Source organism: Paracoccus sp. TD-10, from assembly GCF_048270675.1.
In the GTDB taxonomy this organism is placed as follows: Bacteria; Pseudomonadota; Alphaproteobacteria; order Rhodobacterales; family Rhodobacteraceae; genus Paracoccus; species Paracoccus pantotrophus.
In genome coordinates, this window is record NZ_CP182418.1 from 891258 (window position 1) to 916020 (window position 24763).

Here is a 24763-nt window from a genome sequence, read left to right on the forward strand (position 1 = left end):
GAATCCTTCGGCGGCGCTAAGCCCATCCGCGGGACACGCCGCCCCAACGCGGCGCTTATAGCTGGAAGGCTAACATCATGGGCAAGACTGCTCCGGCCGCGCGGCCGGCCAATCCGCGCTTTTCCTCGGGCCCCTGCGCCAAGATCCCCCATTTCTCGCTGGACATGCTTGCCGACGCGCCGCTGGGCCGTTCGCATCGTGCCGCCGTGGGCAAGGCCAAGCTGGCCGAGGCCATCGACCTGACCCGCGAGGTGCTGGGCGTGCCGGCGGATTACCGCATCGGCATCGTTCCTGCCTCGGACACCGGCGCCGTCGAGATGGCGCTGTGGTCGCTGCTGGGCGCGCGCAAGGTCGAGATGCTGGCCTGGGAAAGCTTCGGCGAGGGCTGGGTCACCGATGTCGTCAAGCAACTCAAGCTGGATGCGGTGGTCCGCAAGGCCGATTACGGCAAGATCGTGGACTTCGCCGAGGTCGATTTCGACAATGACGTGGTCTTTACCTGGAACGGCACCACCTCGGGCGTGCGGGTGCCGAACGGCGATGCGATCCCCGCGGACCGCGCCGGGCTGACCATCTGCGACGCCACCTCGGCCGCCTTCGCGATGGACCTGCCTTTCGACAAGCTGGATGTGGTGACCTTCAGCTGGCAGAAGGTGCTGGGCGGCGAGGGCGCGCATGGCGTGCTGATCCTGAGCCCGCGCGCCGTCGAGCGGCTGGAAAGCCATACCCCCGCCTGGCCGCTGCCGAAGATCTTCCGCATGACCAAGGGCGGCAAGCTGATCGAGGGCATCTTCAAGGGCGAGACCATCAACACGCCCTCGATGCTTTGCGTCGAGGATTACCTGGTGGCGCTGAAATGGGCGCAATCCATCGGCGGCCGCAAGGCGCTGGTCGCCCGCGCCGAGGCCAATGCCAAGGCCGTGCGCGACTTCATTGCCGGCAAGGATTGGATCGCCGACCTGGCCGAGGATCCGGCCACGGCCTCGACCACCTCGGTCTGCCTGAAATTCACCGATCCGCGCATCAAGGACGGCGCCGCCTTCGCCAAGGCCGTCGCCAAGCGGCTGGAGAAGGAAGGCGTGGCGCTGGATGCCGGCGCCTATCGCGACGCGCCCCCCGGCCTGCGGATCTGGTGCGGTTCGACCGTCGAGACCGGTGATGTCGCGGCGCTGATGCCCTGGATCGAATATGCCTTCGAGGCCGAGATCGAGGCGCAGGCCGTCGAGGCTTGATCTGCCGGACCGGGGCTTTGCCCCGGACCCCGGGATATTTTGACAAGAAAGAAGCCGAGTTGCAGCGCGTGCGGTGCGCTACCGGCCCCTGCATATCCAGAGGATAGAGAAATGCCCAAGGTTCTTGTTTCGGACAAGCTGTCGGAAACCGCCGTCCAGATCTTTCGCGACCGCGGCGTCGAGGTGGATTACCTGCCGGATGTCGGCAAGGACAAGGAAAAGCTCGCGGAGATCATCGGTCAGTATGACGGGCTCGCGATCCGCTCGGCCACCAAGGTGACGGCGAAGCTCTTGGAGAGCGCCACCAAGCTGAAGGTGATCGGCCGCGCCGGGATCGGGGTCGACAATGTCGATATTCCGGCGGCCTCGAAGAAGGGCGTGATCGTGATGAACACGCCCTTCGGGAACTCGGTCACGACGGCCGAGCATGCCATCGCGCTGATGTTCGCCGTGGCGCGGCAATTGCCCGAGGCCAGCGTCTCGACCCATGAGGGCAAGTGGGAGAAGAACCGCTTCATGGGGGTCGAGGTCTTCAACAAGGTGCTGGGCGTCATCGGGGCGGGCAATATCGGCTCGATCGTCATCGACCGGGCGCTGGGGCTGAAGATGAAGGTGCTGGCCTATGACCCCTTCCTGTCCGAGGAGCGGGCCAAGGAACTGGGCGTGAAGAAGGTCGAGCTGGACGAGTTGCTGGCAAAGGCCGATTTCATCACCCTGCATGTGCCGCTGACCGAGAAGACCAGGAACATCCTGTCGCGCGAGAACCTGGAAAAGACCAAGCAGGGTGTGCGCATCGTCAATGCCGCCCGCGGCGGGTTGATCGACGAGGCGGCGCTGGCCGAGCTGCTGAAATCGGGCCATGTCGCCGGCGCGGCGCTGGACGTCTTCGCCACCGAGCCCGCGACCGAGAGCCCGCTGTTCGGCCTGCCCAATGTGGTGGTGACGCCGCATCTGGGCGCCTCGACCACCGAGGCGCAGGAGAATGTCGCCCTGCAGGTGGCCGAGCAGATGTCGGATTACCTGCTGACCGGCGCGGTGCAGAATGCGCTGAACATGCCCTCGGTCACCGCCGAGGAGGCGGCGGTGATGGGGCCCTGGCTGAAGCTGGCCGGGCATCTGGGCGCCTTCATCGGCCAGATGACCGACGAGCCGATCCAGGCGATCAACGTGCTTTACGACGGCGTCGCCTCCGAGATGAACCTCAAGGCGCTGAACGCCGCGGTGATCGCCGGGGTGATGCAGGCGACGAACCCGGACGTGAACATGGTCTCGGCCCCGGTCATGGCGGCCGAGCGCGGCGTGCAGGTGGCGACCACGACGCAGGGCAAGTCGGGCGTCTTCGACGGCTATATCAAGGCCACCGTGGTCACCGACACCCGCGAGCGGTCCATCGCCGGCACCGTGTTCAGCGACGGCAAGCCGCGCTTCATCCAGATCCGCGGCATCAATGTCGATGCCGAGATCGGCGAGCACATGCTTTATACCCGCAACCGCGACGTGCCGGGCGTCATCGGCGCGCTGGGCATGACGCTGGGCGATCTGGGCGTGAACATCGCGAACTTCACCCTTGGCCGCACCAAGACCGGGGACGATGCCATCGCCATCCTCTATCTCGATGAGCCGCTGAAGCCCGAGGCGCTGGAGGCCCTGCGCGCCACCGGCAAGTTCCTGCAGGTGCGACCGCTGCAATTCGAGGTTTGAACCTGGCAAGCCCCCGGATTAGGTTCCGGGGGTTTCCATTTGCGGGGGCGGCATGCGGACCTATGCCATCGGTGACATTCACGGCCACCTGGAACTGCTGCGCGCCGCGCATGAGCTGATCGCGCGCGACGACGCGGCACATGGCGGCGGCGGCAGGCTGGTCCATGTCGGCGACCTGCAGGACCGCGGCCCGGATTCGCGCGGCGTGGTCGATTACCTGATGCGCGGCCAGGCCGAAGGGTTGCCCTGGATCGTGCTCAAGGGCAATCACGACCGCTTCCTGCCGCGCTTTGCCTGGCAGCCGGAATGGATCGACCCCGGCCTGGCCTCGGGGCGGCACTGGCTGGAGCATCCCTCGCTGGGCGCAGCCGAGACGCTGGCCTCCTATGGCGTCGAGATCCGCGACCATGCCCGCACCCATGCCGATGTGCTGCGCGCCGTGCCCGAGGCGCATCTGCGCTGGCTGGCGGCGCTGCCGCTGTGGCACCTGACCCCGCGGGCGCTTTTCGTCCATGCCGGCATCCGCCCCGGCGTCGACCTGGCCCGGCAGACCGAGCATGACCTGGTCTGGATCCGCAAGGGCTTTCTGGACGATGCCAGCAATCACGGCCTGCTGGTGGTACATGGCCACAGCCCGGTCAAGCGGGTGACGCATTTCGGCAACCGCCTGGCCATCGACACCGGCGCGGCCTATGGCGGGCCGCTGAGCGTGGTGGTCTTCGACGAAACCGGGCTGCATCTGCTGACCGATTCCGGGCGCGAGCCGATTCCCGCCCCCTGAGCCTGGCCCCTGAGCCCGGCCCTGTGGCAGGCCTGCCATTGCGCCGGCGGGAAATGTCTCAAATCCCCGGCATCCATTGACCGCCTGGCGGGAGGGGCCAAATATCAGCCTATGCGCCATGCGTGGCGCGTCAGGAGGTGCGGCGCCGTGCAGTCCCTTTCCGTCATGTTCCAGCTGGCCGGCGCCGTGGCGCTGCTGCTTTTCGGGCTTGGCCTGGTCCGCGACGGGATGGTGCGCGCCTTTGGCGTCCGGCTCAAGATGGCGCTGGGGCGGGGCACGCGCACCGGGTTGCGGGCCTTTGTCTCCGGGCTGGTGGCGACACTGGGCTTGCAAAGCTCGACCGCGACGGCGCTGATGACGGCCTCATTCGTGGATCGCGGCATGATCCGGCCGCGCATGGCCCAGATCGTGCTGCTGGGCGCCAACCTGGGCACGGCGCTGACCGCCTGGATCGTCGCCTCGGGGATCGAGGCGCTGGTGCCGGTGCTGCTGCTGGCCGGCTATGCCATGCGCGGCCAGTCCCGGCGCGGCTGGTCGGGCGGCGGGCTGGCGCTGATCGGCATCGCGCTGATGCTGCTGTCGTTGGGCCTGCTGGGCCATGCGACCGAGCCCCTGCGCGAATCCGCGGCCATGGCAGCCTTTCTGGCCATGCTGGGCAATGCCTGGCCGGTGGCGCTGGCCATCGCGGCGGGGCTGGCGGTGATCTGCTCGTCTTCGCTGGCGGTGGTGATGCTGGTCCTGTCGCTGGCCATGGATCCGGCCCTGACCGTGGTACTGGTGCTGGGCGCCAATCTGGGCGGGGCGATCCCGCCGGTGCTGGCCACGGCCGGACAGGGCATCGCGGCCCGCCGCGTCGCCCTGGGCAACCTGGTCGTGCGCGCCGTCGGCTGCCTTGTCGCGCTGCCCCTGGCGGGCCAAGCGGCGCAGGTGCTGACCGCCGTACCTCTGCCGGAAACCGGGCTGGCGGTCGAGGCGCATCTGGCCTTCAACCTGGCGCTCGCCGCGGCGATCTGGCCTTTTTCGGCGCTGGTCACGCGGCTGACCGGGCTGATCCTGCGTGAAGACGAGACCCCGCCGCCGATCGAGGCGCAGCTGCTGGACGGGCAGGCGCTGGACACCCCGGCCGTGGCTCTGGCTCGCGCCAGCCGGGCGGCGCTGGCCATCGGCGACGTGGTCGAACGGATGCTGCAACAGGCCCGCACCGCCTTTGCCCGTGGCGACGATGCGCCCCTGGCCGAGGTTTCGGTGCTGGAGGAGCGGGTGGACCGCATGCAGCAGGAGGTGAAAAGCTTTCTCTCCCGCCTGGGCCGCGAGGCGGGCGAGGATGAACGGCGCCAGGCCATCACCATCCTGGATTATGTCATCAACCTGGAACATGTCGGCGACATCATCGACAAGGGGCTCGGCCCCGAGATCCGCAAGAAGGCGGCGCTGGCCCTGCGCTTTTCCGACGAGGGCTATCGCGAACTGGACGGGCTGTTCCTGATGACCATAGAGAACCTGCGGCTGGCCCAGACCGTCTTCATGACCCGCGACCGCGACCTGGCGCGGCAGCTGATGGAGGAGAAGGTCGAGATCCGGCGGCTGGAGCGCATGTCCGCGCAGCGCCACCTGATGCGGCTGCGCGAGGGGCGGGCGGACAGCCAGCAGACCTCATCGCTGCACCTGGACATCCTGCGCGACCTGAAGCGGGTGAACGCGCATATCGTCTCGGTCGCGCATCCGATCCTGGACGAGGCCGACCTGCTGATCGAAAGCCGGCTCAAGCGGGGCTGAAGGCCGGATCGGGCGGCGCCATCGCGGTGACGCCGCCGGACCAATCGCGGGCCGCGGTCCTGGCGGAATCCGCCAAGCAATCCGGGGGCCCGGATCGGGTGCATGGCCCGCCGGGCCGGGCGGCGATCATGCATCGCTCCGGCGCGGAAACCATTTCTCCGGCCGGGCGGGCGCAGCGGCGCAAGGCATAGCCCTGGCCCCGGCGTGGCGGGTCTCCAGCGATCCATACGGCCGGCCGGCACCGGTGACGTGCAGCATTCTTCGCCCCGCCCCGCCCCGCCTCGCCGGGTCCGGGGCAGCGGCGCAAGGCCTGGCCGACCCTCGCGCCGCCGTTTCCGGGGGCGGATGCCGTTGGCCTGCCCCCGGCATGGTCCGGCCGCGGCGGCAAGCGGCAGGGCGATCTTGCCGCCAGCGGCGCCTCGGCCGCTTCCACGCCTGGTCGCCGCCCGCCGCAGCCTCGGCTTTCCGCACCCTGCGGGGCTTTGGCGCGCGATGCAGCCGCAAGCTCTTGCAGCGGCTCGGCGGGCTTGCCATGTTCTGTCCGGTTGCGCTGCCCGGAGGACGAGATGAGGACATGGATTGCCGCCCTGGCGCTGATGGCTGCGCCCGTTTCGGCCGAGGTGGTGGGCAAGGTCGGCGTGGACTGGGTCGGCAACGACATCATCATCGAGGCCATCCCCGATCCTCAGGTGCAGGGCGTGACCTGCCACCTGGCCTATTTCGACCGCTCGGTGATCGACCGGCTGAGCCAGGGCAACTGGTTCGAGGATCCGTCGAACTCGGCCATCGAATGCAGCCGGACCGGCCCGGTCACGATCGGCGACATCCGCCGCGGGCCGAAGGGCGAGGACGTGTTCAGCGCCTCGCGCTCGCTGATCTTCAAGTCGCTGCGGATCAAGCGGATCTATGACGAGGAAAACCAGGTGCTGGTCTATCTTGCCCATGCCGACCAGGTGAAGGAAGGCTCGGCCAAGATGTCGATCTCGACCGTGGCGCTGGAGCCGGGCGAGGCATTGCCGGCCCATTGAAGCTGCCGCCTGCCGCGGGGCCGGCGCGGTATCCGCGGAGGCTGTGCGGAAACTCGGAATCCATGAATGTGTCAAGAATGCTTTCCCTCGGGGGGCGCCCGGCGCATCCCCGAGGGGAACGTTTTCACGTCAACCATACCGTAGTAGAATATTGTCCCGAGGCGCTTACCGCCCAACCGAGTTTTCACACAGCCTCCGCGGCAGGCGGCCAGGCGCGCGGGGGGCGTGCGCTCCCGGATCGGCCGCCCCGTTCGTCCGCGCCAAAGATCAGGGTCGCTTTTGCGGAACGCCTGCCGGCTTGGCCGTTCGGATGCCTGGATCGGGCCGGCTGGCTGCGGGCGCGGATGGGCGCTGCCGCGCATGCCCCGGCCCTGGGGCGTCGCGACCCCGGAGCCGCTGCGGACCATGTCCCGGTTTCCGCGCAAGCTTCCGGCCGCCTTGCGGTTTGCGGCCCCACAGGTGGACAGCGCCGTGCGGTGGTTGTAAGAGCCGCGCCAAACAGGAACGGTGAGATGCGGATTCCGTCCAAGAGCGCGAAATACAATCTGGGCCAGGTGGTGCGCCATCGCGAACATCCGTTCCGCGGCGTGGTGTTCGACGTGGACCCGGAATTTTCCAATACCGAGGAATGGTACGAATCCATCCCCGAGGATTCGCGGCCGTCGCGCAACCAGCCCTTTTATCACCTCTATGCCGAAACCGAGGCGACCTATTACGTTGCCTATGTCTCCGAGCAGAACCTGGTCCCGGATCATTCGGGCGAGCCTCTGGAACATCCCGAGGTGACGGAGATGTTCGGCGAGTTTCAGGACGGCCGCTATCCGCTGCAATTCGGGCTGAACTGATTCAGGCCCCCCCGGCGGCAGGAGCGACTTGCGCCGGCGGCTCGGCCACCGGGACGACGAAGGCCAGGAAATTCCGCCGCCCCTCGCGGAAATAGCACAGCGAGGCGGTCAGTTCCTGGATCAGGAACCAGCCGAAGCCGCCCTCGGGCAGCAGCAGGATCGCCTCGGCATCCTGGGGTGCCGGGCCGGTCCAGGGCAGGTCGTGCATGTCGAGGCACGAGGCCGGCAGCGGCCGGCCGTCATCCGTCACCGCGCAGGCGATGCCGCCGACATGGCGCGCGACGCAAAGATGGATCAGCGGCGCATGCGGCCGGCCGCCCAGCCGCACCGCCTCGTATCGGGTGCCGTGTTCGCAGATATTGTTCAGCACCTCGGCCAGCGCCAGCTCCAGCTTGGCGATCACCTCGTCCCCGGCGCTGCCGTCGAATCTTTCGCGCAGAAACAGCAGCGCGGCGCGCACGGTTGCCGGATCGGCGCGAAAGATGCGGTGGAGCATCGGCCGGCGGGGTGGCGGGGGCTGGCGAAGCCGCTTTCCGGCCGGTTCGGGAGACAGGTTCATCTTTCGGGGCCTTCGGGGCGCGCGGCGGGAATGTCTGCGGTCCTGCGGATGGTCAGCACCGTGTCCATCCGCGTCAGGTGAAACACCCGCTCGACATTCGGCGTCAGCCTGGTCAGCGTCAGCTTTCGCCCCGCGGGCATGGCCTTGTAGATGGCGATCACCGCGCCAAGTCCGGAACTGTCCATGAATTCGACCCCGCCCAGGTCCAGCGTCACCTGCGCGCCGCCGCCGGCGATCATGCCGCGCACCCGGTCCTTGAAGGCGGTGGCAATGGTGGCGTCGAGGCGTTTTTCATCGACGCGAATCGTTAGCCCGTCCGGCTGGGGCAGCAATGTCAGTTGCATTCTCGGTTCCGCTGTTTTCCGTGTGCTTGCCCCTGTTCTAGACCGGCAATCGTTACCGGCAGGTAAGCGTCTCACGGATTTCCGTGCAGGAAGATGCGAAAATAGCGCGAAATTTCATAAACCTTGCAGCGGACGCCGGACCAGCCCGAAAACCCGAGGAAGCGGGCTGGTCTCGCCGGTCCAGCCTCTACCGCTGCGCGAAGCCTAGGCCTCGCCTTCCAGCATCCCGTGCAGTTCATAGATCAGGTCCAGCGCCTCGCGGGCGCTGATCGTGTCGGGATTGAGGCTGCGCAGGCGCTCCTCCACCGCCGAGGGCCTGGCCTTGGCCGCCGGCGCGGGCGCCGGGGCGGCGCGGAACAGTGGCAGGTCGTCGAGCAGCGCGGCGGGCTTGCCCGTTCCCTGCCGCTCGCCGCTTTCCAACTGGTGCAGGATGTCGCGGGCGCGTTCCACCACCGCGGGCGGCAGCCCCGCCAGCCGCGCCACCTGCACGCCATAGGAGCGGTCGGCGGCGCCCTTCCTGACCTCGTGCAGGAAGATCACCTCGCCTTCCCATTCGCGCACCGCGACGGTGGCGTTCTCCAAGCCGGGCAGGCGGGCCGAGAGGCTGGTCATCTCGTGGTAATGGGTGGCAAACAGCGCCCGGCAGCGGTTCGTGGCATGCAGGTGCTCCATCACCGCCCAGGCGATCGAAAGCCCGTCCCAGGTCGCGGTGCCGCGCCCGATCTCGTCCAGGATCACCAGCGCATGATCGTCGGCCTGGTTCAGGATCGCCGCCGTTTCGACCATCTCGACCATGAAGGTCGAGCGGCCGCGCGCCAGGTCGTCCGCCGCGCCGACCCGGCTGAAGAGCTGGCTGACCAGGCCGATATGGGCACGGCGGGCGGGCACGAAGCCACCCGCCTGCGCCAGGATGGCGATCAGCGCGTTCTGGCGCAGGAAGGTTGACTTGCCGGCCATGTTCGGGCCGGTCAACAGCCAGATCGCCGGGGTCTCACCCTCGGTCAGGGCGCAGTCGTTGGCGACGAAAGCCTCGCCCTTGCGCTTGAGCGCGCGTTCCACCACCGGATGCCGGCCGCCCTCGATCACGAAGGCGCGGCTGGCATCGACCTCGGGGCGCACCCAGCCCTCGCCCGAGGCGAGATCGGCCAAAGCGGCGGTCAGGTCGATCTCGGCCAGCGCGCGGGCTGCCTGCCCGATGGGGCCGGCCCGGTCCAGGACGGCGCGGGCCAGGCGGGCGAAGATCTCGCGCTCGATCTCCAGCGCCCGGTCGCGGGCGTTGAGGATGCGGGTTTCCAGCTCGGACAGTTCGACCGTGGTGAAGCGGATCTGGTTCGCCGTGGTCTGGCGGTGGATGAAACGCTCGTTCAGCGGCGGGGCCAGCATCCGCTCGGCATGGGTCGAAGTGGTCTCGATAAAGTAGCCCAGCACGTTGTTATGCTTGATCTTGAGGCTCTGGACGCCGGTCTCGGCGATGTAATCGGCCTGCATCCGGGCGATGACGCCGCGGCCTTCGTCGCGCAACCGGCGGGTCTCGTCCAGATCCTCGTCATGGCCCGGCGCGACGAAGCCGCCGTCGCGGGCCAGCAAGGGGGGCTCGGCCACCAGTGCGTCGTCGAGCAGGTCGATCAGGGCGTCATGGCCGGTCAGGTCGCGCGCCGCCTCGGCCAGCACGGTGATTTCGTCGCAGCCCAGCATGGCGGCGATGGCCGCGCCCTGTGTCAGCCCGGCGCGGATCGCGGCTAGGTCGCGCGGCCCGCCGCGCTCCAGCGCCAGCCGCGACAGGGCGCGGTCCATGTCGGGCGCGCGCGACAGCGCCTCGCGCAGGTCGGCGGTCAGGCGCGGGTCGTCCACCAGATATGCGACGGCGGCCTGGCGGGCGTGGATTTCGTCCAGGTCGCGCGACGGCGCGCTGATGCGGCGCTCCAGCAGGCGCGCGCCGCCCGCCGTTACCGTGCGGTCGATGGCGGCCAGCAGCGAGCCCTCGCGCCCGCCCGACAGCGCCTGCGTCAGTTCCAGGTTGCGCCGGGTGGCGGCGTCGATCTGCATGGCGCCGCCAGGCGCCTCGCGCACCGGCGGGCGGATCAGCGGCATCCGGCCCTTTTGCGTCAGCTCCAGGTAATCGGCGATGGCGCCCATGGCGGCCAGTTCCGCGCGGGAGAAGCTGCCGAACCCGTCCAGCGTCTCGACTTGGAACAGCGCGCAAAGCCGGCGCGTGGCGGCGCTGCTGTCGAAGCTGCCGGCGGGCAGTTCGGTCAGCGCCGCACCGGCCTCGGCGGCGATCTCGTCGAGGTTCGAGCCCTCGGCGGCCAGCAATTCGCGCGGGGCGTGGCGGGCGAGTTCGGGGGCCAGCCGTGCCGGCGGACATGGCACGACGCGGAAGGCGCCGGTCGAGATGTCCACCCAGGCCAGCGCCGAATCCTCGCGCACGGTGGCGAAGCTCGCCAGGAAATTGTGCCGCCGCGCCTCCAAGAGCGATTCCTCGGTCAGCGTGCCGGGCGTCACCAGCCGCACCACGTCGCGGGCCACGACCGATTTCGAGCCGCGCTTCCTGGCCTCGGCCGGATCTTCCATCTGCTCGGCGATGGCGACGCGGAAACCCTTGCGGATCAGCGTCAGCAGGTAGGACTCAGCCGCATGGACCGGCACGCCGCACATCGGGATCGGTTCGCCCAGATGCGTGCCGCGCTTGGTCAGCGCGATGTCCAGCGCCGCGGCGGCGGCCACCGCGTCCTCGAAGAACATCTCGTAGAAATCGCCCATGCGATAGAACAGCAGCGCGCCGGGATTGGCCTCGCGGATCGCAAGATACTGCGCCATCATCGGGGTGGGTTGATCGCTCATGTCCAGCCTTGTCGCCTGCGGTCCCGTTCTTCTAGGGGATGCGCGGGCCGATGCAAACAGGATGCAGGCAGGTTGCCGAGGGAGCGCAAGAATCCCGGTGACAGCGGTCCCGTGTTGCGGCATCGTCTGCCGGGAATGCATTCGTGAGGCCGGGCGATGAAATCGTTGATTCTGGGCGCAATCATGCTGCCGTTCGCGGGCGTGGCCGTCGCAGCCTGCCCGGATGTCTCGTTGATGCAGAACGCCGCGCGCGGCTGGATCGCCGGCCAGCGCCTGCCCGACCCGCTGGTGCGCACGCTCGAGGACGGGGCCTGCGCCTATGCCACCTTCCGCAGCGTGCTGGAGGCGGAACTGGGCGCGCCGGTGGGGGTGAAGGTCGGCTTCACCTCGCGCCAGGTGCAGGAACGCTTCGGCGTGACCGAGCCGGTGGCCGGCGCGCTGTTCGCGCCGATGCTGCTGCCGGACGGGGCGCGGCTCAGCCTTGCGGGCAGCCGCGAGCCGTTCTTCGAGGCCGATCTGGTCGTGACCGTGGGCAGTTCCGCGATCATGCAGGCCCGCACCCGCGAAGAGGTGGCGGCGGCGCTGAAGGACGTGCGGCCTTTCATCGAACTGCCCGACCTGGCGCTGCAAAAGGACGTGGTGCCGACCGGACCCCTGATGGTGGCCTATGGCGTGACGCCCTGGCGCGGCGTGCTGGGCCGCGGCATCCCGATTTCCGAATTGCGCGATCCGGTCGCCGATCTGGCGGCGCTGACGGTGAACCTGAAGCTTGACGGCAAGAGCATCGGCACCGGCTCGGGCGAGATGCTGCTGGGCCATCCGCTCGACGTGGTGCTGTGGCTGGTCCAGCAGGGCCGTTACGAGCTGAAGCCGGGCTCGGTGATCTCGCTGGGCTCGCTGGGCGCGCTGCATCCGGCGCAGCCGGGCCACCGGGTCGAGGCCGAATACCGCATCGGCGGCAGGGCCATGAAGGTGGGCCTGGTGCTGGTGCCCTGAGCGGTCGGGGCCGGTCGCGGTTCCCTTGGGTCAACCGCGATAAAAACCTTTGCCAACAGGGGTGTTCCGTCGCAAGACTGTCACGGGGGGCCGCTAGGTGGCATCCAGCCGCCGATGGGGCGTGTTCTGGAACGGAGTTGACCGATGACCATTCAATCGACCGCGGCGGGACTGGCCGCGCTGAGCCTGTTGGCAGGTTCGGGGGCGGCCATGGCGCAGGATCTGGCGGCGCTGGAAGAGGCCGCCAAGGCCGAGGGCATGCTGACCACCATCGCGCTGCCGCATGACTGGTGCAACTATGGCGGCGTGATCGAGGGCTTCAAGGCGAAATACCCCGAGATCCGGGTCAACGAGCTGAACCCCGACGCGGGCTCGGCCGACGAGCTGGAGGCGATCCGCGCCAACAAGGACAACAAGGGGCCGCAGGCGCCCGACGTGATCGACGTGGGCCTGTCCTTCGGCCCGCAGGCCAAGGCCGAGGGGCTGATCCAGCCCTACAAGGTCGCCACCTGGGACACGATCCCGGACGATGCCAAGGATGCCGAGGGCTATTGGTATGGCGATTATTACGGCGTGATGGCCTTTGGCGTGAACAGCGACCTGATCGACGAGGTGCCGAAAAGCTGGAAGGATCTGGCCAAGCCGGAATACGCGAATGCCTTCGCGCTGGCGGGCGATCCGCGCGCCTCGGCCCAGGCGATCATCTCGGTCATGGCGGCGGGCATCGCCAATGGCGGCGAGCCGGGCGAGGCATCCGGCCAGAAGGGCATGGAACTGATGGCCGAGGTGCACAAGGCCGGCAATTTCGTGCCCGTCATCGGCAAGTCGGCGACCATCGCGCAGGGCGCGACGCCCATCGTCACCGCCTGGGACTACAACCTGCTGTCCTGGCGCGACAGCCTGAACGGCAACCCGCCGGTCGAGGTCATCATCCCCGAGGACGGCGTGGTCGCCGGCGTCTATGTCCAGGCGATCTCGGCCTATGCGCCGCATCCGAACGCGGCCAAGCTGTGGATGGAATACCTGTATTCGGACGAGGGCCAGCTGGGCTGGCTGAAAGGTTATTGCCACCCGATCCGCTTCAACGACCTGGTCCAGAACGGCAAGGTGCCGCAGGAGCTGCTGGACGCGCTGCCCCCGGCCGAAGCCTATGAGAAAGCGATCTTCCCGACGCTGGAGCAACAGGAGGCCAACAAGAAGGTCGTGACCGAGGGCTGGGACAGCGTCGTCGGCGCGGCGGTTCAGGAATAAGGCGCGGCGGCCCCGCCCGCACCGGCGGGGCCGTCCAGAACGGGCGAGGCGGAATGAGACAGATCGGCTGGAACTGGCTGGGCGTCCTGCCCTTTTTCGCCTTTGCGCTGCTGTTTCTGGTGCTGCCGACGATGAACATCGTCATCGGCGCCTTTCAGAACCCGCAGGGCGAGTTCACGCTGGCCAACCTGGCTGGGCTCGCCTCGCCGCGGATCGTGTCGAGCTTTGCCATCTCGATCAAGATCTCGCTGGCCTCGGCGCTTTTGGGCTGCCTGATCGGCTTTGCCATGGCAGCGGCGGTGGTCATGGGCGGCGTGCCGCGCTGGATCAAGGGGCCGCTGATGACCTTTTCCGGCGTCGCCTCGAACTTCGCCGGCGTGCCGCTGGCCTTTGCCTTCATCGCCACGCTGGGGCGGGTGGGGCTGGTCACGATGCTGCTGCGGCAATGGTTCGGCATCAACATCTATGCCATGGGCTTCAACCTGCTCAGCTTCTGGGGCCTGACGCTGACCTACCTTTTCTTCCAGATCCCGTTGATGATCCTGATCATCACCCCGGCGCTGGAGGGCTTGAGGCGCGAATGGCGCGAGGCGGCCGAGGTGCTGGGCGCCTCGACCGGGCAATATTGGCGCATGGTGGCGCTGCCGATCCTGTTCCCCTCGCTTCTGGGCACTTTCGCGCTGCTGTTCGCCAACAGTTTCGGGGCGGTGGCGACGGCCTATGCGCTGACCGGCTCGTCGCTGTCCATCGTGCCGATCATGCTGTTCGCGCAGATCCGCGGCGACGTGCTGCAAGACCCGCATCTGGGCTATGCCATGGCCTTCGGCATGATCGTCGTCACCGGGCTTGCGAACCTGGCCTATGTCGTGATGCGCACCCGCGCCGAAAGGTGGATGCGATGAAACGGGTCTGGTCCTGGGCGGCGCTGGTGGTCGGCGGGCTGTATTTCCTGCTGCCGCTGATCGGCACCATCGAGTTCTCGCTGCGGATGCGGCGCGGGGAATATTCGCTGGACGCCTATCGCTCGGTGCTGTCGGACCCGAATTTCCGCGCCACCTTCAGCTATTCGGTGGCCATGGCGCTGCTGACCATCCTGCTGGGGGTGCTGATCGTGGTGCCGACCGCCTATTGGGTGCGGCTGCGCCTGCCGCGCCTGCGCCCGGTGATCGAGTTCATCACCCTGCTGCCGCTGGTCATCCCGGCCATCGTCGTGGTCTTCGGCTATATCCGGCTTTACAACACCAGCTCGATCCTGCCGCTGACCGGCACGGCGTCGGGCACCAACCTGCTGCTGCTCTGCGGCTATGCCACGCTGGCGCTGCCCTATATGTATCGCGCCGTCGATACCGGGCTGTCCACGCTGGACGTGCGCTCGCTGACCGAGGCCGCGCAATCGCTGGGCGCCGGCTGGGTGCGGATCATCGGCCGGCTGATCCTGCCCAACGTGCTGGGCGCGGTGATGTCGGGCGCCTTTTTGTCCTTCGCCATCGTCATCGGCGAATTCACCATGGCGGCGCTGCTGAACCGCCCGGCCTTCGGCCCCTACATGCAGCTTTTGGGCGCCAACCGCGCCTATGAGCCGGCGGCGCTGGCGGTGATCGCCTTTGCCGTGACCTGGGGTTGCATGGGGGTGATGCAGCTGATCTCCCGCCTGTTCGGCACACGGATTCAACCGACATGAGCTTCCTGACCCTCGACCATCTGCAGAAATCCTTCGGACCGACCCGCGTCGTGCATGACTTCGACCTCGGCGTCGAAAAGGGCGAGTTCGTGTCCTTCCTCGGCCCCTCGGGCTGCGGCAAGACCACGGTGCTGCGCATGGTCGCGGGGTTCGAGACGCCAACGGCGGGCCGGGTGGTGATCGACGGGCGGGACGTGACGCGCCTGCGCCCGAACCAGCGCCAGATCGGCATGGTGTTCCAGTCCTATGCGCTGTTTCCGAACCTGACCGTGGCCGAGAACGTGGGCTTCGGCCTGCGCACCGCCGGCGTGGCGCGCGCCGAACGCGCCGGGCGCGTGGCCGAGATGCTGGCGCTGATCGGCCTGCCCGACCTGGGCGGTCGCTATCCCTGGCAGCTTTCGGGCGGCCAGCAGCAGCGGGTGGCGCTGGCCCGCGCGCTGGCGCCGCGCCCGCGCGTCCTGCTGCTGGACGAGCCCTTGTCGGCGCTGGACGCCAAGATCCGCGTATCCTTGCGCAACCAGATCCGCGAGATCCAGCAGCAATTGGCCATCACCACCATCTTCGTCACCCATGACCAGGAGGAGGCGCTGTCGATTTCCGACCGCATCGTGGTCATGCACAAGGGCGTGGCCGACCAGACCGGCACGCCGGCGCAGATCTACAACCAGCCCGCCACCGATTTCGTCGCCGGCTTCGTCGGCACGCTGAACCGCTTTCCGGCCGAGGTGCTGGACCCCGCCCGCGGCCTCGTCCGCGTCGAGGGGGCCGAGATCGCGCTGGACCGTTCCTTGCCCGCCGGCCCCATCACCCTGGCGGCGCGGCCCGAAAGCCTGCGCATCGCCCCCGAGGGCATCCCGGCCGAGATCGCCGGCGTCGAATTCCTGGGCTCGGTCCAGCGGCTGCGGGCACGGGTGGCGGGACGCGAGGTGGTGCTGGACCGATTCAACGAACCGGGGTCCGAACTGCCCCGGCCGGGCGCGCGGGTGTGCCTGGCGGCATCGCAGGCCGGATGGCTGGTTCTGCCGGGCTGAGGGGCGGGGCCTATTTCCGGTTTTTGCCGCGCATGGCCAGCGCCCGGCGCAGGTGGCCGGGCAGGATGGCGAAGCCCCTGGCATAGCGCAGGAACAGCCGGCGCGGATTGGACAGCATCCGCCACAGCCATTCCAGCTTGATCCGGCGCACCCATCGCGGCGCTCGGCGCTGGTGGCCCGACAGGAAGTCGAGCCCGGCCCCGATCGAGGCGAAGCCCACATCGCCAAGCGCGTCGCGGGCGCGGATGGCGAATATCTCTTGCCGCGGGGCGCCGAGCGCCAGGAAGCACAGCCGCGCGCCCGAGGCGCGGATGCGGGCGATGATCCCGGCCGCTTCCTCGCCCATCGGGTCGAAGGGAAAGCCCGGCGCATGGGTCAGCGCCACGCGCAGCCCCGGCACCGCCGCCTGCATGCTGCGCGCGGCCAGCGCCAGCGATTCGTCGCTGCTGCCGATCAGCGCCACCGGCAGGCCGGCCCGCGCCGCCTCGGCGGCCAAGGGCAGCACCAGGTCCGAGCCGGGCGCCAGCGCCACCGGCCGCCCGGCGATGCGCGACAGCCAGACGATGGGGTTGCCGTCGGCGCAGACCAGATCATGCGCGCCATAGGCGCGGCGAAAGCGGATGTCCTCGCCCAGCCTTTGCAGGTGATCGACGTTGATCGTGGCGATGGCGAAGCCGCGCCCCTCGGCCAGCCGCCGCCGCACCTCGGCCAGCAGTGCGGAAGAATCCCGGCAATTGACGCGGACGGCATTGCCGTCGGGAAAGCTGAAATGCATGATAAGCCCTCGGGTCCGGCCGGAATCGACGGCAGGATGTGTTGGCGGCGAGGGGATTGCAACGTCCTTCGCAGAGCCGGTCGACAAGGCGCGGGACGGGAGTCGGGCCATGCCCATATTCGCCTTCATGGTGCTGGTGACCTGGCCGGTGGTGGTGGCGGTGCTGTTTCAGCGCATGGAACGGGCGCAGGCGGTGATCTGGTCGATCTTTGCCGGCTACCTGCTGCTGCCGCAGCTGATCGAGATCGACCTGCCCGCCTTTCCCGGCCTGAACAAGCACATGGTCCCGGCGCTGGCCGCCGCCGTCATGGTCTATTTCGTCACCAAGGAGCGCGCCCGGAGCGAGCCCCTGCCGCCGCCCATGGGGGCTTGGGTCGTGCTGCTCCTGGCGATGAACTTCGCCTCGCCGATCCTGACGGCGTTGACCAATCCCGACCCGCTGATCGACGGCGTGACCTATCGGCCGGCCATGTCGATCAGCCAGGGCGTGGCCGACCTGATCGTGCAGACGCTGCTGCTGCTGCCCTTCTTTCTGGGCTACAAGCTGCTCTGGAATGCCAGGGGCGCCCAGCTCTGGGCGCGCAGCCTGCTGCTGGGCGTCCTGTGCTATACTGTGCCCATGCTGATCGAACTGCGGATGAGCCCGCAGATCAACGTCTGGGTCTATGGCTTTTTCCAGCACGATTTCGTCCAGACCATCCGCTATGGCGGCTACCGCCCCATCGTCTTCCTGGAACATCCGCTATGGGTGGCGCTGATGACGATGACCGCCTTCCTGGCCGCCATCGCCTTTGCCCGCAACGAACCGACGCGGCGCAACATCCTGATCGCGGTCTACCTGGCCTGCATCGTCTTCCTGTGCAAATCGGCAGGCGCGCTGGTGCAGTCGCTGATGGCGGCGCCGCTGGTGGCTCTGGCGCGGCCGCGCATGATGGTGCTGGCGGCGGCGCTGGTGGCCACCGCCGCCGTCTCCTATCCGACGCTGCGCACCACCCCCTGGATGCCGCTGCAGGGTATCGTCAACCTGGCCATGTCCATCTCGCCCGAGCGGGGGCGCTCGCTCGAGTTCCGGCTGATGAACGAGGAGGAACTGCTGGAGCGCGCGATGGAGCGGCCGGCTTTCGGCTGGGGCGGCTGGGGGCGGTCGCTGTTCTATGACCCCTATAACGGCCGGCTGACCTCGGTGCCGGACGGGCAATGGGTGATCCTGATCGGCGCGCGGGGCATCTTCGGCTACCTGGCGCAGCTTCTGCTGCTGCTGACGCCGATCCTGGCGTTGCTGCGGGCGATGCCGGGCGGCCGGCATCCGCCCCGCAAGGCCGAGATGGTGGTGCTGGGCGCGATCTCGCTGATGCTGGCGATGAACATGCTGGACCTGATTCCCAATGCGACCATGACGCCGCTGACCTGGCTGACCGCAGGGGCGCTGCTGGGCAATGCACGCCGGCTGCGGCAGGGGGTCTCCGATCCGGCCGATCTGCCGGCGGCCCAGCGGATTCTGCCTAAAAAGGCAGGCCTGCGGACGGTTTTATAGGTTGGTCCGAAGCGCCGGATTCGCTATGCCGGATACGCGCGCCAGTTGTTAAGTCATTGCTGCCCGCCGGGGCATTCCACGAGTTCAATGAGGCACCGCATGGTCTTTGACAAACCCGCCGTCGAAGACGGTGATATCGCTATCATCGGCATGGCCGCCCAGTTGCCGGGCGCCGCGGGGGTCGCCGAATACTGGGACAACCTGTGCCGCGGGGTCGAGTCGATCCGGCGCATCCCCGAGGCCGAGCTGATCGCGCGGGGCGAGTCGCGGGCGCGGCTGTCGGATCCGAACTATGTGCCTTCGGCCGGCATCCTCGGGCAGTTCGACGAATTCGATGCCGAGTTCTTCGGGCTTTCGCCCAAGGAAGCGGCGATCATGGACCCGCAGCACCGCAAGTTCCTGGAAACCTGCTGGCACGCGCTGGAGGATGCCGCCCACCCGCCCGAGCGTTTCGCCGGCAATATCGGCGTCTGGGCCGGTTGCGGCATGGGCAGCTATTACTATTGGAACGTCTGCTCGAACCGCGACCTGGTCGATGGCGTGGGCCATTTCCTGCTGCGCCATACCGGCAACGACAAGGATTTCCTGTCCACCCGCGTCAGCCATGTCTTCGACCTCAAGGGGCCCAGCATCAGCGTGCAGACCGCCTGTTCCAGCTCGCTGGTGGCGATCCACATGGCCTGCCAGTCGCTCAACTCGGGCGAATGCGACATGGCGCTGGCCGGCGGCGTGACCATCGAGCTGCCGCATGGCCTCGGCTATCTCTACAAGGAGAACGAGATCCTGTCGCCCGACGGCCATTGCCATGCCTTCGACCATCGCGCGCAGGGCACCGTCTTCGGCAGCGGCGCGGCGGTGGTGGCGCTGCGCCGGCTGCGTGATGCGCTGGCCGACGGCGATCACATCTGGGCGGTCATCAAGGGCTCGGCCATCAACAACGACGGCGCCGCCAAGGCGGGCTATCTGGCCCCCAGCGTCGAGGGCCAGGCGCAGGCGGTGGCCGAGGCGCTGGTCATGGCCGGGGTTTCCTCGGACAGCATCGGCTATGTCGAATGCCACGGCACCGGCACGGCGCTGGGCGACCCGATCGAGGTGGCGGCGCTGAACCAGGCCTATGCGCGGGTCTCGGACGGCACGCGGCAGGGGCCGTGCCGCATCGGCTCGGTCAAGACCAATATCGGCCATCTGGATACGGCGGCGGGCAGCGCGGGCCTCATCAAGTCGGCGCTGGCGGTGCATCACGGCAAGATCCCGGCCAGCCTGAACTACGAGGCGCCCAACCCCGCCATCGACTTTGAGGGCGGACCGTTCCAGGTCAACGACCGGCTCAGCGACTGGCCGGTGCCGGGACCGCGCCGGGCCGGGGTGAACTCGCTGGGCGTCGGCGGCACCAATGCGCATGTGATCGTGCAGGAACCGCCGCTGGCCGAGGCTTCGGACGAATCCGACTGGCCCTTCCACATCATCGCCGTCTCGGGCCGCAGCAAGGCGGCGCTGGATGCCAATTCGGCCGCGCTGGCGGGCTGGCTGCAGGCCAATCCGGGCGTGGACATGGCCGACCTGTGCTTTACCCTGACGCAGGGCCGGCGGCAGTTCGACCGCCGGCGCGTGCTGGTCGCGCATGATGCGGCCGAGGCGGCGCGGCTTCTGGCCGATCCCGATCCGCTGCTGGTCTTCGATCACCAGCAGGCGGGCGATCCGGCCGAGGCGGTGTTCATGCTGCCCGGCGGCGGCGCGCAATATGCCGGCATGGCGCGCGGACTCTACCAGACCGAGCCGGTGTTCCGCGAATGGATGGACCGCGGCCTCGACCATATGGCGGCCACGCATGGCACCGACCTGCGCGCGCTCTGGCTGCCCGAGCCGGGCGCCGAGGCCGAGGCGGACCGCCGGCTTCTGCAGCCCTCGCTGCAACTGCCGCTGCTGATGATCACCGAATACGCGCTGGCGCAGCTGTGGATCAGCTGGGGCGTGACGCCGGCGGCGCTGATCGGCCATTCCATGGGCGAGAACACCGCTGCCTGCATCGCCGGCGTGATGAGCTTTCAGGATTGCATCGGCCTGGTGCGCCTGCGCGGGCTGCTGATGGACCGGGTGCCGGCGGGCGGCATGCTGTCGGTGCCGCTTGCGCCCGAGGATTTCGCCGCCGAGCTGGCCGAACTGGAACTGGACCTCGCGGCGGTGAACGGGCCGGGCCTGTCGGTGGTCTCCGGCCCTGACGCGGCGCTGGACCGCTTTGCCGAGCGCATGGCGGCGCGCGAGGTGGAATGCCAGCGCATTGCCATCTCCATCGCCGCGCATTCGCGGCTGCTGGAGCCGGTGCTGGGCGAATTCCGCGCCTATCTCGCCTCGATCCCGCTGAATGCGCCGCAGATCCCGATCATCTCGAACCGCTCGGGCCTGCCGCTGACGGCGGCCGAGGCGACCAGCCCCGACTATTGGGTCGCGCATCTGCGCGGCACCGTGCGCTTTGCCGACGGCATCGCGCATCTGGCGCAGGTGCCGGGGCGGGTGTTCGTCGAGGTCGGGCCGGGCCGGGCCATGCAGGCCATGACCAAGGCGCATCCGGCGGTCGCCGCCAACCAGGTGATCTCGACCCTGCGCCACCGCGATCACGCCACCGGCGACGACAGCTATTTCATGGCTGCGCTGGCGCGCTTCTGGGCCTGCGGCGGGCAGATCGACTGGGATCAGGTCTGGGGCGGTGCCCGGCGCCGGCGCCTGTCGCTGCCGGGCTATGCCTTCCAGCGCAGGCGCTATTTCATCGAGCGTTCGGCCAATGCCGCGGCGGAGACCGCCGAGGAACTGGCCCGGATCGAGGAGCCGGCGGACTGGGGCTGGCGCCCGGCCTGGAAGCTGGCATCGCCGAATATCGAGATCGGGCCGCAGGGGCCGGTCGCGCAGGGGCAGCGGAACTGGCTGGTCTTTGCCGACGATCTGGGCCTTGCCGAGCGCGTGATCGATGCGCTGCGGTCCCGCGGCCAGCGCGTCGCGGCGGTCGAGGTGGGCGATACCTTCGCCGATAAGGGCCAAGACCGCTTCACCCTTCCGGTCGAATCCGACCGCGAGGGCTATGAGATGCTGCTGGCCGCGCTGGCCGGGCAGGACATGGTGCCCGACCGCATCCTGCATCTGTGGTCGGTGACGCAGGGGGCGAAGTTCCGTCCCGGCTCCAGCCTGCTCAACAGCCAGTTGGAGCGCGGCTTCTTCGGCCTTTTGCATCTGGCCCAGGCCATCGGCGCCGAACTGCCGGATGCGAAGCTGGAGGTGATCGCCATCTGCAACGACGCGCTGCGCGTCGCCGACGAACCGGCGCCGGTGCCGGAAAAGGCCACCGCCGCCGGGCCGATCCGCGTCATGCCGCATGAGATGCCGAACGTCTCGGGCCGTCTGGTGGATGTGCGTCTGCCGGCGAAGGGGGGCCTGGAGGCGCTGGCCGCCAACCTGCTGGAGGAGGCGCTGGCCCCCTCGGGCGCCGCCGTCGCCGCATGGCGCGACGGGCGCCGCTTTGAGCAAAGCCTTGAAAAGGTCGCGCTGGAGGATGACGGCATGGCCGCCATCCCGCAGGGCGCGGCCTGCCTGATCACCGGCGGCTTCGGCGGCATCGGCCAGGCCATCGCCCGTGAGCTGGCGCAGCGCGGCGGCGCGAAACTGGCGTTGACCACGCGCGGCCGGGTGGATTCGCCGGCCGTCATGGCCTCGGTCCGGCAGTTGGAATCGCTGGGCGCCGAGGTGCTGGCGATCCGCGCCGACGTGACCAGCCCCGAGGACATGGCCCGCGCCGTGGCCGAGACCAAGGCGCGCTTCGGCAGCCTCGACGTGGTGCTGCACGCCGCGGGCGTGATCCGCGACAGCCTGATCGCCGCCAAGACCGACGACGAGGCCTGGGACGTGCTGGCGCCGAAGCTGCTGGGCACCCGCGCGCTGATCGAGGCGCTGGCGGACAATCCCGCCAAGCTGACGGTGCTGTTCTCCTCGACCTCCTCGGTGATCGCGCCGGCGGGGCAGGCGGATTACGTCGCCGCCAACGAATATCTGAACGCGGTGGCACGCTTGGCGCCCGCGGCGCTGGGCCGGGTGGTGGCGGTCAACTGGGGCGTCTGGGCCGATGCCGGCATGGCGGCGCGGGCGATGGGGCTCGACACCGCCTCGGCCGTCGCTGTGCCGCAGGGCCGGCCGCTCTTGGACGAAAGCCTGCCCATGCCGGGCGGGCGCGAGTTCCGCACCGCGCTGAAGATGCAGGACTGGATCATCGGCGGCCACAAGACCGCCCAGGGCCAGGCGCTGATGCCCGGCACCGGCTGGATCGAGCTGATCTCGGAAGCCGCGCTGGAATGCGGGCTGGCCCTGCCGCTGGCGATCCGCGAGTTGGAATTCCGCCGCCCGGTGCTGGTTTTCGATACCGCGCTGGTCAGCACCCGCGTCCTGCCCGAGGGCGATGCCATGCGCGTCGAGATCCTGGACGATCCGCAGGGCGAGCCGAATGTCTCGGCGCTGGTTTTCGGATTGCACGAGGCGGCGCCCGAGCCGCTGGCCGTCGGCGGGCCGTGGGATCGGGACGGGCAGGGCGCGGCGCTGCCTTCGGCGCAGGAAGGCCGGATGGATTTCGGCCCGCGCTGGCAGGTGCTGCGCCGCTATCGCATTGTCGGCGACGAGGGCGTGGCGGAGCTGTCGCTTGCGCCCGAATACGCTGCCGAGGCCGGGGAATGGCTGGCGCATCCGGCGCTTCTGGACATCGCCACCGGCTGGGCCATGCCGCTTATCAAGGGCTGGACGCCCGAGCATCTCTGGGTGCCGATGGGCTATGGTTCGATTCGGCTTTATGCGCCCTTGCCGGCGCAGGTCATCAGCCGCATCCGCAATGCCGGCGAGAACATCGACGCGCAGGGCATGGCGCAATTCGACATCACCCTGGCGGCGGCGGACGGCACGGTCTGCGCCGAGATCAAGGGCTTTGCCCTGCGCAAGCTGGCGGCGGCGATTGCCGCCACGCCGCAGGCGCGGGTGCAGCCGCCGCGCAGCCTGTCCCCGGCCGAGCGGCGCTTGCATCACAATATCAGCCAGGGCATCCCGGCCGCCATCGGCCCGGCCATGCTCAGCCGCGCCATCTCGACCGGGCTTTCTCAAGTCTATGTCTCGTCGCTGGACCTGCCGGCGCTGATCGCCGAGGCGGGGGTGGTCGAGGATGCCGCGCCCGCCGAGGGCGGCTTCGAGCGCCCCGACCTCGACAGCGATTTCGTCGAACCGTCGCCGGGCATCCAGGCCGAGCTGGCGGCGATCTGGTCCGAACTCCTGGGCATCGCCCAGGTCGGCGCCGCCGACAGCTTCTTCGACCTGGGCGGCCATTCGCTGATCGCGGTGCGCATGTTCGGCCAGCTGCGCAAGGCTTTCGGCGTCGACCTGCCGATCTCGACCCTGTTCGAGGCGCCGACCATCGCCGAATTGGCCGCATTGGTCGAGGAGCGCACCGGCCCGCGCGAGCTGGTCTCGCCCGACAACGTGCGCGAGCTGCCGGTCTCGGCCCGGCCGCGCTTCCGCTTCCTCGTCGATATGGGCGGGCGGGGCGAGGGCACGCCCTTCTTCATGGTCGCCGGCATGTTCGGCAACATCATGAACCTGCGGCAGCTGGCGCAGCGGCTGGGGCCGGACCGCCGCTTCTGGGGTATCCAGGCGCGCGGCCTTCTGGGCGACGACAAGCCGCATGAGGATTTCACCGAGGCCGCCCGCGACTATATCGAGGAACTGCGCCAGGTGCAGCCGACCGGCCCCTATCTGATCGGCGGCTTCTCGGGCGGCGGGCTGACCGCCTATGAGATGGCGCGGCAGTTGCGCGCGGCGGGCGAGGAGGTGGCGATGCTGGTCATGCTCGACACGCCCTTGCCGCTGCGCGAGCCGGTCAGCCGCAAGGACCGGCTGGCGATCCGCCTGGGCGAATTGCGCGAGGGGGGCGCGGGCTTTCTCTGGAAATGGCTGCGCGACCGCGTCGCCTACGAGTTCCAGCGCCGCGGCAAGGCCAGAGCGGTCGAGGCCGAGGTCGGCTCGGAGGCGACCGGCACCTTCCACGACCTCGCCATCGAGGCGGCTTTCCTGGCGGCGCTGCCCAAGATGCGGCTTTCGGTCTGGGCCGGACCGGTGGCGATGTTCCGCCCGCCGCTCGACCGGCGTTGGAAGGTGACGGGCGGGCGCTGGATCAATTCCGGCCGCGACTATGTGGTCGAGGACAATGGCTGGACGCCCTGGATGCCCGACCTGCGGGTGATCGAGGTGCCGGGCGACCACGATTCCATGGTGCTGGAGCCGAACGTGCGCCGCCTTGCCTCGGTTCTGCGCGAGATCCTGCGCGATGCCGATGCGGACGCCCCGGCTAGGGTCAAGGCGGCGGAGTGAC

17 protein-coding genes are annotated in these 24763 nt (G+C 68.9%); 13 read left to right on the plus strand and 4 right to left on the minus strand.

Features of this window, described 5'->3' with window-relative positions:
• The first annotated feature begins 77 nt into the window (after nt 1-77).
• The 6 genes from ACNKFW_RS04415 (at nt 78) to hspQ (ending at nt 7363) form a co-directional block, all read left to right on the plus strand.
• Nucleotides 78-1232, plus strand: a complete 1155-nt coding sequence (locus ACNKFW_RS04415; protein WP_024844099.1) for a phosphoserine transaminase — start codon at nt 78-80, stop codon at nt 1230-1232.
• A gap of 111 nt (nt 1233-1343) precedes the next feature.
• On the plus strand, nt 1344-2933 hold the full coding sequence (gene serA / locus ACNKFW_RS04420; protein ID WP_024844100.1) for a phosphoglycerate dehydrogenase: 1590 nt from the start codon (nt 1344-1346) through the stop codon (nt 2931-2933).
• A 52-nt stretch (nt 2934-2985) separates the two neighbouring features.
• Nucleotides 2986-3714, plus strand: a complete 729-nt coding sequence (locus tag ACNKFW_RS04425; RefSeq protein WP_024844101.1) for a metallophosphoesterase — start codon at nt 2986-2988, stop codon at nt 3712-3714.
• Between the two features lie 147 nt (nt 3715-3861).
• Nucleotides 3862-5490 (plus strand): Na/Pi cotransporter family protein, encoded by a 1629-nt coding sequence (locus ACNKFW_RS04430; protein WP_024844102.1) that lies wholly within the window; start codon nt 3862-3864, stop codon nt 5488-5490.
• A 566-nt stretch (nt 5491-6056) separates the two neighbouring features.
• Complete coding sequence (locus ACNKFW_RS04435) at nt 6057-6518, plus strand: CreA family protein (RefSeq protein WP_024844103.1); 462 nt, start codon at nt 6057-6059, stop codon at nt 6516-6518.
• A gap of 512 nt (nt 6519-7030) precedes the next feature.
• Complete coding sequence (gene hspQ, locus ACNKFW_RS04440; protein WP_028710168.1) at nt 7031-7363, plus strand: heat shock protein HspQ; 333 nt, start codon at nt 7031-7033, stop codon at nt 7361-7363.
• Nucleotide 7364: 1 nt separating this feature from the next.
• On the opposite strand, the gene ACNKFW_RS04445 is transcribed toward hspQ, so the two are convergent.
• From ACNKFW_RS04445 to mutS, 3 genes are all read right to left on the minus strand, one after another.
• Nucleotides 7365-7922: an ATP-binding protein gene (locus ACNKFW_RS04445; RefSeq protein ID WP_114669115.1), complete on the minus strand. Its 558-nt coding sequence runs from the start codon at nt 7920-7922 to the stop codon at nt 7365-7367.
• Nucleotides 7919-8266 (minus strand): STAS domain-containing protein, encoded by a 348-nt coding sequence (locus ACNKFW_RS04450; protein WP_024844106.1) that lies wholly within the window; start codon nt 8264-8266, stop codon nt 7919-7921. Before ACNKFW_RS04450 ends, ACNKFW_RS04445 begins: the two co-directional genes overlap by 4 nt.
• A gap of 204 nt (nt 8267-8470) precedes the next feature.
• On the minus strand, nt 8471-11107 hold the full coding sequence (mutS, locus tag ACNKFW_RS04455) for a DNA mismatch repair protein MutS (protein ID WP_147427703.1): 2637 nt from the start codon (nt 11105-11107) through the stop codon (nt 8471-8473).
• A gap of 156 nt (nt 11108-11263) precedes the next feature.
• Here mutS and ACNKFW_RS04460 point away from each other — a divergent pair, with 156 nt between their 5' ends.
• The 5 genes from ACNKFW_RS04460 to ACNKFW_RS04480 all read left to right on the plus strand — a co-directional run bounded on the left by ACNKFW_RS04460 (nt 11264) and on the right by ACNKFW_RS04480 (nt 16066).
• Nucleotides 11264-12103 (plus strand): 2-keto-4-pentenoate hydratase, encoded by an 840-nt coding sequence (locus ACNKFW_RS04460; RefSeq protein ID WP_024844108.1) that lies wholly within the window; start codon nt 11264-11266, stop codon nt 12101-12103.
• Nucleotides 12104-12247: 144 nt separating this feature from the next.
• Complete coding sequence (locus tag ACNKFW_RS04465) at nt 12248-13354, plus strand: ABC transporter substrate-binding protein (RefSeq protein ID WP_024844109.1); 1107 nt, start codon at nt 12248-12250, stop codon at nt 13352-13354.
• 53 nt (nt 13355-13407) lie between these two features.
• On the plus strand, nt 13408-14256 hold the full coding sequence (locus ACNKFW_RS04470) for an ABC transporter permease (RefSeq protein ID WP_147427704.1): 849 nt from the start codon (nt 13408-13410) through the stop codon (nt 14254-14256).
• Nucleotides 14253-15035 (plus strand): ABC transporter permease, encoded by a 783-nt coding sequence (locus tag ACNKFW_RS04475; RefSeq protein WP_147427705.1) that lies wholly within the window; start codon nt 14253-14255, stop codon nt 15033-15035. Before ACNKFW_RS04470 ends, ACNKFW_RS04475 begins: the two co-directional genes overlap by 4 nt.
• Nucleotides 15032-16066 (plus strand): ABC transporter ATP-binding protein, encoded by a 1035-nt coding sequence (locus tag ACNKFW_RS04480; RefSeq protein ID WP_024844112.1) that lies wholly within the window; start codon nt 15032-15034, stop codon nt 16064-16066. The genes ACNKFW_RS04475 and ACNKFW_RS04480 overlap by 4 nt, the downstream gene beginning before the upstream one ends.
• A 10-nt stretch (nt 16067-16076) precedes the next feature.
• Here the strand turns inward: ACNKFW_RS04480 and ACNKFW_RS04485 are convergent, their stop codons facing one another.
• Nucleotides 16077-16841, minus strand: coding sequence for a WecB/TagA/CpsF family glycosyltransferase (locus tag ACNKFW_RS04485; protein ID WP_147427706.1), 765 nt, complete (start codon nt 16839-16841; stop codon nt 16077-16079).
• A gap of 109 nt (nt 16842-16950) precedes the next feature.
• Between ACNKFW_RS04485 and ACNKFW_RS04490 the strand changes: the two genes are divergently transcribed.
• Both ACNKFW_RS04490 and ACNKFW_RS04495 read left to right on the plus strand, forming a co-directional pair.
• The gene (locus ACNKFW_RS04490) at nt 16951-18375 is read left to right on the plus strand and encodes a hypothetical protein (RefSeq protein WP_147427707.1); all 1425 of its coding nucleotides are present in this window, start codon (nt 16951-16953) and stop codon (nt 18373-18375) included.
• A 99-nt stretch (nt 18376-18474) separates the two neighbouring features.
• Nucleotides 18475-24762: a type I polyketide synthase gene (locus ACNKFW_RS04495; protein ID WP_418024749.1), complete on the plus strand. Its 6288-nt coding sequence runs from the start codon at nt 18475-18477 to the stop codon at nt 24760-24762.
• The last annotated feature ends 1 nt before the right edge of the window (nt 24763 follow it).

Excerpts from the sequence above, each read along its gene's own strand:
- ACNKFW_RS04490 (WP_147427707.1), top strand. The coding sequence starts at position 16,951 with ATGCCCATATTCGCCTTCATGGTGCTGGTGACCTGGCCGGTGGTGGTG.
- ACNKFW_RS04480 (WP_024844112.1), top strand. The coding sequence starts at position 15,032 with ATGAGCTTCCTGACCCTCGACCATCTGCAGAAATCCTTCGGACCGACC.
- ACNKFW_RS04485 (WP_147427706.1), bottom strand. The coding sequence starts at position 16,841 with ATGCATTTCAGCTTTCCCGACGGCAATGCCGTCCGCGTCAATTGCCGG.
- ACNKFW_RS04450 (WP_024844106.1), bottom strand. The coding sequence starts at position 8,266 with ATGCAACTGACATTGCTGCCCCAGCCGGACGGGCTAACGATTCGCGTC.
- ACNKFW_RS04495 (WP_418024749.1), top strand. The coding sequence starts at position 18,475 with ATGGTCTTTGACAAACCCGCCGTCGAAGACGGTGATATCGCTATCATC.
- mutS (WP_147427703.1), bottom strand. The coding sequence starts at position 11,107 with ATGAGCGATCAACCCACCCCGATGATGGCGCAGTATCTTGCGATCCGC.
- ACNKFW_RS04470 (WP_147427704.1), top strand. The coding sequence starts at position 13,408 with ATGAGACAGATCGGCTGGAACTGGCTGGGCGTCCTGCCCTTTTTCGCC.
- ACNKFW_RS04415 (WP_024844099.1), top strand. The coding sequence starts at position 78 with ATGGGCAAGACTGCTCCGGCCGCGCGGCCGGCCAATCCGCGCTTTTCC.
- ACNKFW_RS04465 (WP_024844109.1), top strand. The coding sequence starts at position 12,248 with ATGACCATTCAATCGACCGCGGCGGGACTGGCCGCGCTGAGCCTGTTG.
- serA (WP_024844100.1), top strand. The coding sequence starts at position 1,344 with ATGCCCAAGGTTCTTGTTTCGGACAAGCTGTCGGAAACCGCCGTCCAG.
- ACNKFW_RS04475 (WP_147427705.1), top strand. The coding sequence starts at position 14,253 with ATGAAACGGGTCTGGTCCTGGGCGGCGCTGGTGGTCGGCGGGCTGTAT.
- ACNKFW_RS04435 (WP_024844103.1), top strand. The coding sequence starts at position 6,057 with ATGAGGACATGGATTGCCGCCCTGGCGCTGATGGCTGCGCCCGTTTCG.
- ACNKFW_RS04425 (WP_024844101.1), top strand. The coding sequence starts at position 2,986 with ATGCGGACCTATGCCATCGGTGACATTCACGGCCACCTGGAACTGCTG.
- hspQ (WP_028710168.1), top strand. The coding sequence starts at position 7,031 with ATGCGGATTCCGTCCAAGAGCGCGAAATACAATCTGGGCCAGGTGGTG.
- ACNKFW_RS04445 (WP_114669115.1), bottom strand. The coding sequence starts at position 7,922 with ATGAACCTGTCTCCCGAACCGGCCGGAAAGCGGCTTCGCCAGCCCCCG.
- ACNKFW_RS04460 (WP_024844108.1), top strand. The coding sequence starts at position 11,264 with ATGAAATCGTTGATTCTGGGCGCAATCATGCTGCCGTTCGCGGGCGTG.